The following is a 14,290-nucleotide window of genomic DNA, read 5'->3' as shown; positions in this document are numbered from 1 at the left end:
GCCGGCCGCCGCGGTCGCGCAGGGCCAGCAGGGCGATTACGCCTACGTGGTCGGCGCGGACGGGAAGGCCGAGCTGCGCGGCGTGACCGTCGAGCAGGCGGGCGACGCCGAGGCGGTGCTCTCGAAGGGGATCGCGCCCGGCGAGCGGGTGGTGATCGAGGGCCAGCTGAAGCTGCGGCCGGGCGCGGCGGTGGAGGTGCAGGGGCCGCGCGAGGAGGGCCGGAAGGCGCCGGGCACATGAACCTCTCCGAGCCCTTCATCCGCCGGCCCGTCATGACGACGCTCGTCATGGCGAGCTTCATCGCGTTCGGCCTGGTCGCCTACCAGAAGCTGCCGGTCTCCGACCTCCCCAACGTCGACTTCCCCACCATCACCGTCTCCGCCTCGCTGCCCGGCGCCAGCCCGGAGACCATGGCGTCCTCGGTGGCGACGCCGCTGGAGCGGCAGTTCTCCACCATCGCCGGCCTGGCCGCGATGAACTCGTCCTCGGGCCTGGGGACGACGCAGATCACGCTGGAGTTCGACCTCGACCGCAACATCGACGCGGCCGCGCAGGACGTGCAGTCCGCCATCTCGGCGGCGGGCCGGCAGCTCCCGCAGAACATGCCCAGCCCGCCCACCCTGCGGAAGGTGAACCCGGCGGACGCGCCCATCGTCTACTTCTCGCTCACCTCCCCCACCCTGCCGCTCTCCGACCTGAACCGGTTCGCGCAGGACGTGGTGGCGCAGCGGGTCGCCACCATCGCCGGGGTCGCGCAGGTGCTGGTCTACGGGCCGCAGAAGTACGCGGTCCGGATCGAGCTGGACCCGCAGGCGCTGGCGGCGCGCGGCATCGGGCTCGACGAGGCCACCGCCGCCATCGCGGCCGCGAACCCCAACCTCCCGGCCGGCCTGGTGCAGGGCGGCGCGCGCGCGTTCACCGTGGAGGCCACCGGCGGGCTGATGCGCGCCAAGGACTTCGCCGACGTGGTGCTCGCGTTCCGGAACGGCGCGCCGGTGCGCGTCGCCGACGTGGGCCGGGCCCGCGACGGCGTGGAGAACGAGCTCGCCGCCGCCTGGCTCTGGAAGGAGGGGCGGGAGCAGCGCGCCATCGTGCTGGCGGTGCAGCGCCAGCCCGGCACCAACACCGTCGCGGTGGCGGACGCCGTCCGGCAGCTCCTCCCCACCCTGCGGGCGCAGCTCCCGGGCGCCGCCCAGCTCGAGCTGCTCTACGACCGCTCGGAGACCATCGAGGAGTCGGTCACCGACGTGAAGTTCACGCTGCTGCTCACGCTCGCGCTGGTGGTCCTCGTCATCTTCGTCTTCCTGCGCAACCTGCCCGCGACCGTGATCCCCAGCCTGGCGCTGCCGGTGTCGCTCATCGGCACCTTCGCGCTCATGTTCCAGCTGGGCTACTCGCTCGACAACCTCTCGCTCATGGCGCTCACGCTGGCGGTCGGCTTCGTGGTCGACGACGCCATCGTGATGCTGGAGAACGTGGTCCGGCACATGGAGATGGGCGAGCGGCCGTTCGAGGCCGCCCTGAACGGCTCGAGGGAGATCGCGTTCACCATCGTGTCGATGACCCTCTCGCTCGCGGCGGTGTTCCTGCCGGTGCTGTTCATGGGCGGGATCGTGGGCCGGCTCTTCCACGAGTTCGCGGTCACCATCGGCGCCGCCATCCTGGTCTCCGGGTTCGTCTCGCTCACGCTCACGCCCATGCTGTGCAGCCGCTTCCTGCGGCCCGGCAAGGCGGCCCACCACGGCCGGCTCTACGCCGCGACCGAGCGCGCCTTCGACGCGAGCCTGCGGCTCTACGACCGCGGCCTGGTCTGGTCGCTGGCGCACCCGCGCACCGTGCTGGCCGGCTCGCTGGTGGTGCTCGTGGCCATGGTCCCGCTGTTCGCGGCGGTGAAGAAGGGCTTCCTGCCGAGCGAGGACACCGCCCGCCTCCAGGTCATCACCGAGGGCCCGGAGGGCGCGAGCTGGGACTACATGGTCCGGGCGCAGCGCGGCGCGGCGCAGGTGGTCGCGACGCACCCCGAGGTGGAGATGTTCATGTCCAGCGTGGGCGGGCGCGGCACCGCCGGCGTCACGCAGGGCAACATGTTCCTCCGGCTGCGCAGCCGGCACGACCGCGACGTGAGCGCGGACGAGCTGCTCGCGCGCCTGCGCGCCGAGCTGGCCCGGTACCCGGCGCTGCGCGTGTTCCTGGTGAACCCGCCGCCCATCAACATCGGCGGCCAGCAGACCCGCGCGCAGTACCAGTTCACGCTGCAGGACGCCGACACCGAGGGGCTGTACCGGCACGCGCAGGCGCTGGAGGAGCGGCTGCGCGCCATGCCCCTGCTCCAGGACGTCACCAGCGACCTGCGGCTCGCCTCGCCGCGCGTCACCGTCCGGATCGACCGCGACCGGGCCGCGGCGCTCGGGGTGACCCCGGACGCCATCGAGGACGCGCTCTACACCGCCTACGGCGACCGGCAGGTCTCGACCATCTTCGCGCCGGAGGACCAGTACCAGGTGATCCTCACGCTGGGGCCGTCGTTCCGCCTCGAGCCCGCGGCGCTCGCGCTCCTGCGGGTGCGCTCCACCTCGGGCGCGCCGGTCCCGCTCGACACGGTGGCGCGGCTGGAGCGCGGCGTGGGGCCGCTGACGGTGAACCACTCCGGCCAGCTCCCCTCGGTGACGCTGGCGTTCAACCTCCGCGAGGGCGCCTCCCTGGGCCAGGCGGTGACCGCGGTGCAGGCCGAGGCGGACCGGATGCTGCCGGCCACGGTCGCCACGCGCTTCCAGGGCACGGCGCAGGCGTTCCAGTCCTCGCTGTCCGGCCTGGGCCTGCTGCTCGTGATGGCGGTGCTCGTCATCTACGTGGTGCTCGGCATCCTGTACGAGAGCTTCGCCCACCCGTTCACCATCCTCACCGCCCTCCCCTTCGCCGGCCTGGGCGCGCTGGTGACGCTGCTCGTGTTCCGCGTGGAGCTGTCGATCTACGCGTTCGTCGGCATCGTCATGCTGGTGGGCCTGGTGAAGAAGAACGGCATCATGATGGTGGACTTCGCGGTGGAGGCGCAGCGCGGCGGGCGCACGCCGGGGGAGGCCATCCGCGAGGCGTGCCTGGTCCGCTTCCGCCCCATCATGATGACCACCATGGCGGCGCTGATGGGCACGCTGCCCATCGCGCTCGGCTTCGGGGCCGGGGCCGAGTCGCGCCGGCCGCTCGGCCTCGCGGTGGTGGGCGGCCTGGTGTTCTCGCAGCTCCTCACGCTGTTCGTGACGCCGGTGTTCTACGTGGCGATGGAGCGGTTGCGGAACCTGCGCCGCCGCGGCGGCTCGTCGGGCGCCGCCGCGCCGGAGCGCTCGGCGGCCGCGCCGCAGGGCTGACCCCCCGCCTGGCCGCGGCGCGCGGCGGTGCCCAGGCTTCCGCGGAGGGAGGCACACGTGAACCGCGACCAGATCAAGGGCAAGCTCGACGAGCTGAAGGGCAACGCGAAGAAGCGGATCGGCGGGGCGACGGAGAACCCGTCCAAGCAGGCCGAGGGGTGGGTGGAGGAGCAGGGGGGGAAGATCCGCAAGGGCGTGGGCGATCTGAAGGAAGACGCCGAGCGCTCGCGGCGGAGCGACCCGGACCGCGACCTGGACCGCTGACCGGAGCAGGGACGAGCGGGAACGACGCGCCCCGGCGACCGCTCGGCCGCCGGGGCGCGTCTTCTTCCCGGGCTGCGCGCCGGAGCGGCGCGCGGGCGCCTACCAGCCGCAGGACTGGCCGGCGATCTGCTTCCGCAGCCAGGTGCGCAGCGGCGCGAAGTACTCGAGCATCGCCGACGCGTCCGCCTGGCGCGAGCCGGTCAGCGCCTCGTACGCGTCCGGCCACGGCTTCGAGGCGCCCATGGCCAGCATCGCCTCGAGCTTCTTGCCGGCCGCCTTCGAGCCGTAGATCGAACACTCGTGCAGCGGCCCCTTCCAGCCGGCCGCCTCGCACAGCGCCTTGTGGAACTGGAACTGGTACACGTGCGCGAGGAAGTAGCGCGTGTAGGGCACGTTCGCCGGCACGTGGTACTTCGCGCCCGGGTCGAAGTCCGCCTCGCTGCGCGCCACCGGCGCGTCCACGCCCTGGTACTTGCGGCGCAGCTCCCACCAGGCGGCGTTGTAGCGCGCCGGCGGCGTCTTGCCGGAGAACACGTCCCAGCGCCACTGGTCGATGAGCTTGCCGAACGGCAGGAACGCGACCTTCTCGAGCGCCCGCTTCATCTGGACGTTCACCACGCCCTTCTCGTCCTTCGGCACGGTCTGGATGAGGCCGACCTGCTTCAGGTAGCCGGGGGTGATGGAGAGCGCGATGGCGTCGCCGATGGCCTCGTGGAAGCCGTCGTTCGCCCCGTTCTGGAAGAGCACCGGCAGGTGCACGTAGGCGCGCTGGTAGAAGTTGTGCCCGAGCTCGTGGTGGATGGTGACGAGGTCCTCCTCGGTCGGCCGGATGCACATCTTGATGCGCAGGTCGGCGGAGTAGGTCACGTCCCAGGCGCTGGCGTGGCACACCACGTCGCGGTCGCGCGGCTTCGTGAACTGCGAGCGCTCCCAGAACGTCTTCGGGAGCGGCTCGAAGCCGAGCGAGGTGAAGAACGCCTCGCCCAGCTTCACCATCTTGACCGGGTCGGTCTTCTGCCGGCGCAGCGCCGCGTCCACGTCGAGCGAGGGCTGCCCGTGGTACGGCTCGACCAGCGGGTAGAGGTTGGCCCAGTCCTGCGCCCACATGTTGCCGAGCAGGTGCGCCGGGATGGGCTTGCCGTCCGGCACCCGCGCCTTGCCGTAGGCCTTCTGCAGCTTGCTGCGGACGTAGCAGTGCAGCTCCTCGTAGAACGGCTTCACCTGCGCCCAGAGCCGGTCGGTGTCGGCCTCGAACGCGTCGGGCGGCATGTCGTAGCCGCTGCGCCACAGGTCCCCGAGGTCGCGGAAGCCGATCTCGCGCGCGCCCGCGTTGGAGATGGTCACCATCCGCTCGTAGAGCGGGCGCATGTCGCGCGAGATGGTGTGCCAGCCGGTCCAGGCGTCGAGCAGCGCGTCGTAGTCGCGGCTCTTCGCCATCACCTGCTCGAGGTCCTGCAGGTCGCGGCACTTCCCGGCGCCGCGCGCCGCGCTGCCGGGCGCGCCGCACCACTTGCCCTTGCCGTACATGCCCTCGAGCTTCGCGGCGAGCTGCGCCAGCTCGGCCCGCTGGGCGGCGTCGCTCGGCGCCGGGAGCGGCGAGGCGATGCGCAGCAGCATCAGCATGCGCTCGGTGTCGGGGTCGGCGCCGACGCCCTGGAACCGGACCGCGCCGCGGATCGCGTCGGTCAGGTACGCCATCTGGTCCTCGTTGAGGGCCGCGGCGTTCCGCTCGGTGTCGTCGGTGATGTACGTGGACTTGATCCACTCCGCGGTGGACCAGCGGATCCAGAGCTTCTTCAGCTCCGCGTTGGCCTCGCCCACGAACGCCTTCGCGTCGGCGGCGGTGGGCTTCGCGGCGGCTGCGGCCTGCGGGGGCGCCGCCGGCGCGGAGGGCGCCGCGGCGAGGAGGACGGCTGCGAGCTGCAAGACCGGGAGTGTCGTCATGCGCGCGGATCCTAGGACGGGGTCGACGGGCCCGCCAGCATGGCGGGTCCGGACCGTTCCTGAGACGCGAGCGCGCCGGACGTGACCGCGGCGGACACCCCCGCCGCGGACGCGGGGGCCTCGCCCGGCGACCGCGGACTAGTGGGCCTGGCCGCCGCCGCGGCGGTCGTTCGCGAAGCTCCCCGCGAACGCGCGCGGCTCCTCCTGCACCCGGAACAGCGGGCACTTCTCGCAGGACCAGCTGTCCCAGTCGAGCTTCACCGCGACGTCGAGGCACGCGTCGTAGTGGAAGCAGTACAGGTTCCGGTGGCCGGAGACCGTGGTCTCGGAGCGGATGAGCGCGGCGAGCGGGGTCGGATTGGGCAGGGTGTGCACTCTGGAGGTCTCCCGGATGGCTGCTCGGGTCGGAAACAGGCAAGCGCCGCCGCCATTCCCACTTTCGGCGCGTTGTGTGAGCCCGAACGTGAGCCTTGACTACACGAGGGGGAAGCCCCCTCCGGGTCGCACCCGGCGCGCCTCGCCCATCGAGGTCTGCTATGACGGATGGTTGCAGCCGCCCGCCCGTCCGCCGCGCTCCGTCAGGGATTCGCTCTCGGCGCGGGCGCGGCCCCGCGCCGCACCGGAGCCCCCATGTCCACCGCCGAGCCTTGCACCGCCTGTGAACTCCTCCTGGGCCGCGGCCGCGTGCCCGGCGGCCTGCTCCGCCGCGAGGGCGGCTTCGCGCTGCACGCGCTCGCCGACGCCTCGCCCATCCCCGGCTGGCTGGTGCTCACCAGCGAGCGCCACGCGCGCGCCTGGTACGACCTCGCGCCCGCCGAGCTGGCCGCGCTCGGGCCGCTCGCCGCGCGGGTGATGAACGCGCAGCGCGCCGTCCTCGGCGCGGAGCACGTCTACGCGTTCGCCATCGGCGACGCGCTCCGCCACTTCCACCTGCACCTCGTCCCCCGCACCGCCGCCACCCCGGAGCGCCTGCGCGGCCGCCGCTGCTTCGAGGGCCGGCCGGAGGACATGCTGGGCGAGGACGCGCTGGCCGCCGCGGCGCGCGCGGTGGCCGCCGCGCTGTGAGCCTCCGTCAGGTCCGCCGCACCTCGGGCACGAGCGGGAGCAGCCCCTCCCGGAAGCTCGGGTAGGCGAGCGTCACGCCGAGCGCGGCGCGCGTCCGCTCGGAGAGGACGCGCCGGTCCGGGCCCGGCGGCGCCACGGTGGCGCGGGCCGGCTCGACGCCGATCCGGTCCGCGATCCAGCGCACCACCTCGCGGCGGCGCGCCGGCGCCGCGTCGCTCCCGTGGTAGACCGCCCCCGGCGCGCCGCGGGCGATCGCGGCGAGCACGAACGACACCGCGTCGTCGAGGTGGCAGAAGTTCATCCAGGCCTGCTCCCCCGCCCCGAGCGCGAGGCGCCCGCTCCGCACCCGCTCCACGATGCCGGCCCGACCGGGCCCGTACAGGCCGGACAGGCGCACCACGCACGCCTGGAGCCCCGCCGCGCCCGCCGCCTGGATGGCCCGCTCCGCCTCCGCCAGCACCTCGGCCGTCGGGCCGAGCGGCATGGGCGGGCTCGACTCGTCCACGTCCAGGCCGTCGCTCTGCCCGAGGACGCCGGTCGAGCCGGTGTAGACGAGCCGCGCGCCGCAGCGGCGGGCGTGGGCGAGCAGCGCCCGGTTCGCGTCCAGGTAGGCGGCGCGGTACGCCTCGGGCGTGTCGGAGGTCGCCGACTGGCACGCGACCACCGCGTCGACCGCCGGGAGCCGCTCCTCGGCGCCGGGCGCGGCGAGATCCAGCGCGAGCGGCGCGATGCCGGTCGCGGCCAGCGCCGCCGCCCGCGCCGGATCGCGGCGGACCCCGGTCACGCGCCTCCCCTCGAACAGCAACCGCCTCGCGATCGCCGAGCCGAGCCAGCCGCACCCCGCCACCAGCACGTGCATGCGTCACCTCTCCGGGGGATCATCCCACCGCCGGCCCCATTCCCGAAACGCGGCGGTGCGCGGCGCCGCGGCCTGCGTCATTATGTCGACTCGACCCTCGGTTCGCCGTTCCGCCGCGGGGGTGAGGAGACGTCATGGCCGGCGCCTGGACGATCCGATCGACCGTCGAGCTTCGCGGCGGCGTGCGCATGCCCGTCCTCGGGCTGGGGGTGTGGCAGTCGCCGCCGGGCGACGAGACGCGCAACGCGGTGCTCGCCGCGCTGCGGCTCGGGTACCGGCTGGTGGACACCGCGCGCGCCTACCGCAACGAGGAGGACGTGGGCGCGGCCATCCGCGAGAGCGGCGTCCCCCGCGACGAGGTCTTCGTCACCACCAAGCTCTGGAACTCCGACCACGGCTACGACTCGACGCTGCGCGCCTGCGACGAGAGCCTGCGCCGGCTCGGGCTCGACCGGCTCGACCTGTACCTGATCCACTGGCCGGTGCCGAAGCTGCGCGGCGAGACCTGGCGGGCCATGGAGCGGATCCTCGCCGACGGGAAGGCCCGGGCCATCGGCGTCTCGAACTACACGGTCCGTCACCTGGAGGAGCTGCTGGCGTCGGCGAACGAGCCGCCCTCGGTGAACCAGGTCGAGCTGCACCCGTTCCTGCTCCAGCGCGAGCTGGTGGACTTCTGCAAGGCCCGGGGCATCCAGGTCGAGGCGTACGGCCCGCTGGTCCGCGGCCACAAGATGGAGAACCCGGTGCTGCAGCGGGTGGCGCACCGGGTCGGGCGCACGCCGGCGCAGGTGCTCATCCGCTGGGGCATCGAGCACGGCCTGGTGACCATCCCGAAGTCGGTGCACGAGCACCGGATCCGCGAGAACGCCGACGTGTTCGGGTTCTCGCTGTCGCCGGCGGACCTCGCCGCGCTCGACGGGCTCGACGAGGGCTACCGGACGAGCTGGGACCCCACCGACGCGCCCTGACGGCCGGCTCACGCCCGCAGCGCCGCGGCCACGATCGCCCTCGCCTCCTCCAGGATGCGATCGAGGTGGGCCGCGTCGCGGAAGCTCTCCGCGTAGATCTTGTAGACGTCCTCGGTGCCGGACGGCCGCGCCGCGAACCAGCCCTGCTCCGTCGTCACCTTGAGCCCGCCGATGGCGGCGCCGTTCCCGGGGGCGCGCGTCAGCCGCGCGGTGATGGGATCGCCGGCGAGCGTGGTGGCCGCCACCGCCTCCGGCGAGAGCTTGCCCAGGATGGCCTTCTCGGCGGGCGTCGCCGGCGCGTCCACGCGCGCGTAGACCGGCGCGCCCAGGTCGGCGGCGAGCGCGCGGTACCGCTCGCCGGGATCGCGGCCGCTGCGGGCGCGGATCTCCACCGCCAGCAGGTCCATGACGATCCCGTCCTTGTCGGTGGTCCAGGGGCTCCCGTCGCGCCGCAGGAACGTCGCCCCGGCGCTCTCCTCCCCGCCGAACCCCAGGCTCCCGTCGAGCAGCCCCGGGACGAACCACTTGAAGCCGACCGGGACCTCCACCAGCCGCCGCCCGAGCCGCCGCGCCACCCGGTCGATGAGCGCCGACGAGACCAGCGTCTTGCCCACGCCGGCCGCCGCCGGCCACCCGTCGCGGTGCGCGAACAGCCAGTCGATGGCGACCGCCAGGTAGTGGTTCGGGTTCATCAGGCCGGCGGACGGGGTCACGATCCCGTGGCGGTCTGAGTCGGCGTCGTTGCCGAAGGCGAGGTCGAACCGGTCCTTCAGCGCGACCAGGTTCGCCATCGCGTACGGCGACGAGCAGTCCATGCGGATCTTCCCGTCGTGGTCGAGCGGCATGAAGCCGAACGTCGGATCCACCACCGGGTTCGTCACCTCGAGGTCGAGCCCGTAGGCCTCGGCGATGGCGCCCCAGTAGTGCGCGTTCGAGCCGCCCAGCGGATCCACGCCCACCCGGATCGGCGCGCCGCGCGCGGCGTCCAGGTCCAGCACCGCGGCGAGGTCCTCGACGTACGGCCGCACGTAGTCGCGCTCGCGCACCGTGGCGCCCCGCCGCGCCCGCTCCCACGGGACGCGCCGCACCTCGCGGTTGCCGTCCGCGAGCAGCGCGTTCGCGCGCGCCTCGATGGCGGAGGTCACGGCGGTGTCGGCCGGTCCGCCGTCGGGCGGGTTGTACTTGATGCCGCCGTCCTCGGGCGGATTGTGCGAGGGCGTGATCACGATCCCGTCCGCCAGCCCCGCGGTCCGCCCCCGGTTCGCCGCGAGGATGGCGTGCGAGACGACCGGGGTGGGGACGGGCGCCCCGCCCCGCGAGATCACCACCTCGACGCCGTTCGCGGCGAGCACCTCCAGCGCGGTGCGCTCCGCCGGCTCGGACAGCGCGTGGGTGTCGCGCCCCAGGAACAGGGGACCGGTCACCCCGGCGCGGGCGCGGTGCTCGCAGACCGCCTGCGTCACCGCGAGGATGTGCGCCTCGTTGAAGCTCCGGCGCAGCGAGGAGCCGCGGTGGCCCGAGGTGCCGAACGCGACCCGCTGGGCGGGGACGGATGGGTCGGGCGCGTCCGCGGCGTAGCGGCGGAGCAGGTCGGGGACGTCCACCAGCGCGTCGCGCGGCGCGGGCTTTCCGGCGAGGGGATGGGCCATGGAAGGATCCTGGCACGCCCCCGGCCCTTGTCACGACCTCGTGCGGGCCCGACAATGCGCGGGATGCCCGCGCTCGCCCTCGCCGCCCTCCTCGCGCTCGCCGGCGCCGCCCCGCCCGCCGCCCCGGCCGGCTTCCAGGCGCTCGAGCCCGGCCTGGAGCTGGGCCAGTTCGACGGCCCGCCCGGCGTCGCGGGCGACGGGAAGATCGTGGTGGTGCGCATCGACCCGGCCCGCTTCGAGCTGCGGCTGCTGAACGCCTCGGCGCCCAGCCACGGCGGGCTGCTCACCGCGCGCGCCTGGGCCGAGCGCGCCGGCGCGTCGGCCGCGATCAACGCGAGCATGTACCAGGAGGACTTCCGCACCAGCGTGTCGCTCATGCGGACCCGCGAGCACGTGAACCAGCGGCGCGTCTCGCGCGACCGCACCGTGCTCGCGTTCGACCCGCTCGAGCGCGGCCTCCCCGCGGTGCGGATGATCGACCGCGACTGCGAGGACCTGGACGGCGCCCTGCGCGGCTACGGCGCGGCGGTGCAGTCCATCCGGATGGTCTCCTGCCAGCGCAAGAACGTCTGGGCCCCGTCGGCGCGCCGGACCTCCGCCGCGGCGGTGGGCGTGGACGGCAAGGGGCGCGTGCTGTTCATCCACGCGCGGAGCGCCTGGCCGGTGCACGAGCTGGTGAACGCGCTGCTGGCGCTGCCGCTCGACCTGCGGCAGGCCATGTACGTCGAGGGCGGCCCCGAGGCGCAGCTGTTCGTGCGCGGCGGCGGGCGCGAGCTGGAGCGGGTCGGCGCGTTCGAGGCGGCCCCGGCGGCCGACAACCGCGACGCCTGGCCGGTGCCGAACGTGATCGCGGCCGTGCGCCGGCGGTAGCGGCGCGGCCCCGCGACGCCCCGCCGGCGTCGCCGTCCCGGCGACGCCCCGGGACGTCCGCCCCCGACGTGGCCCCGCCCCCGGCGCGGCGCTTCCCCCGCGCGGCACGGGCCCCCACCGTGCGCCGCGATGCGGCCGACCGCGCGGAACCTCGCCCCCCTGCTCGCCGTCCTGTGCGCCCCGCCGGCCCTGCTCGCGGGGTGCGGCCACGCCGAGCCGCGCCCGCGGGCGGCCGCGCAGGACCGCGACGGGCTCTCCGCCCTGTGGAGCTACTACCGGTACACCCACGTGCAGGGCGGGCGGGTGGCGGCGCTCGACGAGGGCGGCGTCACCACCTCCGAGGGCCAGGGCTACGCCATGCTCCGCGCGGTGTGGATGGACGACCGCGCCACGCTGGACGCGGTCTGGCGCTGGACGCGCGAGAACCTGGCGGTGCGCGAGGACCGGCTGCTGGCCTGGCGCTGGCTGGGCGGCAAGGTCCAGGACCGGAACGCCGCCACCGACGCCGACCAGGACGTGGCGCTCGCGCTGGTGCTCGCGTCGCGCCGCTTCGGCGACCCGCGCTACCTCGAGGCGGCGCGCCCGCTGCTCGCCGACATCTGGGCGCGCGAGGTGATCCGCGCCGGCGGCCGCTGGCTCCCGACCGGCGGGAACTGGGCGCCCGCCGAGCGCTACCCCACCATCCACGTCGCCTACCTCGCGCCGTACGCGTATCAGGTGTTCGCCGACGTCGATCCGGAGCGGCCCTGGGCCGAGCTGGTCGAGTCGAGCTACCAGGTGCTGCGCTTCCTCGTGATCGAGAAGGGCCTGGCGCTCCCGCCCGAGCGGATCTGGGTGGACCCGCGCACCGGCGAGCTGCTGCTGGCGCGCCCCGGCGGGCAGCCGGACGCGTTCGGCTACGACGCGGTGCCGGTCTACTGGCGCGTGGCGCTCGACGCGCGCTGGTTCGGGCGCCGCGGCGAGGCGGAGCTGCGCGCCCGCCTGCTCCGGTTCCCCGCCGAGGCGTTCCGCGACGAGGGGCGGCTGCGCGAGCGGTACACGACCTCGGGCCGCCCGCTCTCCGAGCTGGACGGGCTCCCCCACCTCGCCTCGGTGCAGGCGCTCGCGCAGGTCGAGGATCCGGAGCTGGCGCGCGCCATGCGGGCGTCGCGGCTCGACGCGCTGTTCGACAGGGCGCTCTCCGGCGAGGCCACGCCCTACTACCTCCACAACTGGCTCTGGTTCGGGCGGGCCCTCGAGGCCGGGCTCCTGCGCCGCTTCGACGAGCCGCTCGCGTTCCTCTCCTCGCTGGACTGGGGCGCCTTCCGCGACCGCTTCCCGCTGCTCCCGGTCGCGCTGGCGCTCGTGCTCGCCCCGCTGGCGCGCCGCCTCTGGCCGGCGCGCGCCGCCCTGGTGGCGCTCGCGCTCGGCCTGTCGATCCGGTACCTCGCCTGGCGCGCCGGCTCGACGCTCAACTTCGTCGAGCCGCTCGGCCCCGCCCTCTCGCTGGCGCTGCTCGCCGCGGAGGCCTACGCGCTCTCCACCGTCGCGCTCCTCGTGGTCCAGGTCGGGCTCCGCCACCGCGCCCGCCCGCCCGAGCCGCCGCTCCAGGCCGGCGAGCCGCACCCGTCGGTGGACGTGCTGGTGCCCATCTACTCCGAGCCGCTCGACATCCTCGACAAGACGCTCGCCGCCTGCGCCGCCATGCGCTACCCGCGCAAGACGATCGTGGTCTGCGACGACTCGCACCGCGAGGAGGTGGCCCGGCTCGCGGCCGAGCACGGCGCCCGCTACCTGGCCGGCCCGCGCCGGCACGCCAAGGCCGGCAACCTGAACGCCGCGCTGGCCCGGACCGACGGCGAGCTGGTGGTCGTGTTCGACACCGACCACGTGCCCACGGCCGCGTTCCTGGAGCGGACCGTGCCCTGCTTCCGCGATCCACGGCTCGGCGTCGTCCAGACCCCGCACCACTTCTACAACCCCGACGTCTTCCAGCGCGCGCTCGGCGCGCCGGCGTCGGTGCCGAACGAGGCGGACCTGTTCAACCACGCCATCCAGGGCGGGCGGGACCGCTGGGGCGGCGCGTTCTTCGTGGGCAGCGGCGCGGTGTTCCGCCGCGAGGCGCTCGCCTCGGTGGGCGGCTTCCACCTGCTCTCCATCACCGAGGACATCCACACCAGCCAGAAGCTGCACGCGAGGGGCTGGCGCACGCGCTTCGTGGACGAGGACCTCGCCGCGGGGCTCTCCGCCGAGGACCTGGCCAGCTACGTGGTGCAGCGGCGGCGCTGGATGCTGGGCTGCCTGCAGATCTTCTTCCGCGACAACCCGCTGCTCCAGCGCGGGCTGCCGCTGCGCCACCGCCTCGGCTACCTCGCCTCGCTCTGGTACTTCTTCTTCCCGCTGGCCCGGCTGGTGTTCTTCGCCACGCCGCTCGCGTACCTCCTGTTCCACCTGCACCCGCTCTTCGCCGAGCTGCCGGTGCTGCTCGCCTACCTCGTCCCGCACCTGGTGGCGGCGCCCCTGGCCGCGTCGGCGCTGGTGCCGGGCTGGCCGCGGACGCTGTGGGGCAGCCTGTACGAGGGCGCGGTGGCGTTCCCGCTGGCGCGCGCCACGCTCGACCTGCTCCTGCCGAGGCGGCTCGGCTTCAAGGTGACGCCCAAGGGCGTGCGCTCGGAGCGGCGCCGCTTCGACCTGCGCACCTCGGCGTTCACGATCGCGGCGGCGGCGGTCGGGCTCCTCGCCATCGCCAAGGGCGCGGCGGAGCTGTGGGCGTTCGGCATCGAGGTCGAGGCCTACGCGTTCAACCTGGCCTGGGCGGCCGCGAACCTGGTCTCGGTGCTGCTCGCGCTGCTGGTCGCCTGGGAGCGCCCGCAGCGCCGCGCCGACGAGCGGATCCGGCGGCGGCTGGCGGTGCGCCTGGACGCGCCGGGGCTGTCCCTCGCCGCGACCACGCTCGACCTCGCCCGCGGCGGGGCCGCGGTGGCGCTGCCGCCCGGCGCCGCGCTGCCGGCCGAGGTGGAGGTGACGTTCGACGGGCCCGAGCGGCTCCGCCTCCGCGCGCGCGTCGCCTACCTCGAGGCCGTGGGCGGGGCGCCTCGCGCCGGCCTCGCGTTCCAGGGCGTCTCCGCGGCCGAGGCGCGCGCGCTGGTCCGGATCGCGTTCTCGGCCGACGGGGCGCACGCGGGCGCGCACGAGGGGCGCAGCCGCTGGCAGGTGGCGATGGCCTGGCACCTCCTCGCCGGGCTGTGGCGGGCGGTCCGGCCGCTCCGCGCGCGGCGCCGCCTCGGGGCGCGGCGGCGGACGCTGCGACCGCTGCGGCTCTGCGGCGC

At 74.8% G+C, this 14,290-nt stretch carries 10 protein-coding genes and 1 pseudogene; 7 read left to right on the top strand and 4 right to left on the bottom strand.

From position 1 onward, the window contains the following. The 3 genes and pseudogenes from PSR1_RS14945 to PSR1_RS14935 all read left to right on the top strand — a co-directional run. A pseudogene (locus tag PSR1_RS14945) lies at positions 1 to 241 on the top strand (efflux RND transporter periplasmic adaptor subunit); the annotation flags it as partial. Continuing rightward, on the top strand, positions 238 to 3,363 hold the full coding sequence (locus PSR1_RS14940) for an efflux RND transporter permease subunit (protein WP_059438304.1): 3,126 nt from the start codon (positions 238 to 240) through the stop codon (positions 3,361 to 3,363). The pseudogene PSR1_RS14945 and the gene PSR1_RS14940, both read left to right, overlap by 4 nt. Positions 3,364 to 3,420: 57 nt before the next feature. Then, entirely contained in the window at positions 3,421 to 3,627 is a 207-nt protein-coding gene (locus tag PSR1_RS14935) for a CsbD family protein (RefSeq protein WP_012525899.1), read from the top strand. A 99-nt stretch (positions 3,628 to 3,726) separates the two neighbouring features. Here PSR1_RS14935 and PSR1_RS14930 read toward each other — a convergent pair whose 3' ends face one another. Together PSR1_RS14930 and PSR1_RS14925 are read right to left on the bottom strand one after the other, a co-directional pair. After that, a complete protein-coding gene (locus PSR1_RS14930) occupies positions 3,727 to 5,571 on the bottom strand; it encodes a M2 family metallopeptidase (RefSeq protein WP_059438303.1) in 1,845 nt (614 codons plus the stop codon). Between the two features lie 138 nt (positions 5,572 to 5,709). Then, positions 5,710 to 5,946 (bottom strand): hypothetical protein, encoded by a 237-nt coding sequence (locus PSR1_RS14925; RefSeq protein ID WP_059438302.1) that lies wholly within the window; start codon positions 5,944 to 5,946, stop codon positions 5,710 to 5,712. A 255-nt stretch (positions 5,947 to 6,201) separates the two neighbouring features. Here PSR1_RS14925 and PSR1_RS14920 point away from each other — a divergent pair, with 255 nt between their 5' ends. After that, positions 6,202 to 6,636 carry an HIT family protein gene (locus PSR1_RS14920; RefSeq protein WP_059438301.1) on the top strand — a complete coding sequence of 145 codons (435 nt, stop codon included), beginning with the start codon at positions 6,202 to 6,204 and terminating at the stop codon, positions 6,634 to 6,636. Positions 6,637 to 6,643: 7 nt separating this feature from the next. On the opposite strand, the gene PSR1_RS14915 is transcribed toward PSR1_RS14920, so the two are convergent. Further along, positions 6,644 to 7,495: an NAD-dependent epimerase/dehydratase family protein gene (locus PSR1_RS14915; RefSeq protein WP_059438300.1), complete on the bottom strand. Its 852-nt coding sequence runs from the start codon at positions 7,493 to 7,495 to the stop codon at positions 6,644 to 6,646. A gap of 134 nt (positions 7,496 to 7,629) precedes the next feature. Here PSR1_RS14915 and PSR1_RS14910 point away from each other — a divergent pair, with 134 nt between their 5' ends. Further along, entirely contained in the window at positions 7,630 to 8,463 is an 834-nt protein-coding gene (locus tag PSR1_RS14910) for an aldo/keto reductase (protein WP_059438299.1), read from the top strand. Positions 8,464 to 8,471: 8 nt separating this feature from the next. Here PSR1_RS14910 and pgm read toward each other — a convergent pair whose 3' ends face one another. Further along, complete coding sequence (gene pgm / locus PSR1_RS14905) at positions 8,472 to 10,112, bottom strand: phosphoglucomutase (alpha-D-glucose-1,6-bisphosphate-dependent) (RefSeq protein WP_059438298.1); 1,641 nt, start codon at positions 10,110 to 10,112, stop codon at positions 8,472 to 8,474. A gap of 63 nt (positions 10,113 to 10,175) precedes the next feature. On the opposite strand from pgm, the gene PSR1_RS14900 reads away from it, so the two are divergent. Continuing rightward, a complete protein-coding gene (locus tag PSR1_RS14900) occupies positions 10,176 to 10,982 on the top strand; it encodes a phosphodiester glycosidase family protein (RefSeq protein WP_237757996.1) in 807 nt (268 codons plus the stop codon). A 129-nt stretch (positions 10,983 to 11,111) separates the two neighbouring features. Next, on the top strand, positions 11,112 to 14,290 hold a 3,179-nt coding region (locus PSR1_RS14895; protein ID WP_059438296.1), incomplete at its 3' end, for a glycosyl hydrolase family 8.

This window comes from Anaeromyxobacter sp. PSR-1 (genome assembly GCF_000964525.1).
GTDB lineage: Bacteria > Myxococcota > Myxococcia > Myxococcales > Anaeromyxobacteraceae > Anaeromyxobacter.
Note: the sequence above shows the minus strand (reverse complement) of the source record. Positions and strands in the feature narration are given on the sequence as shown.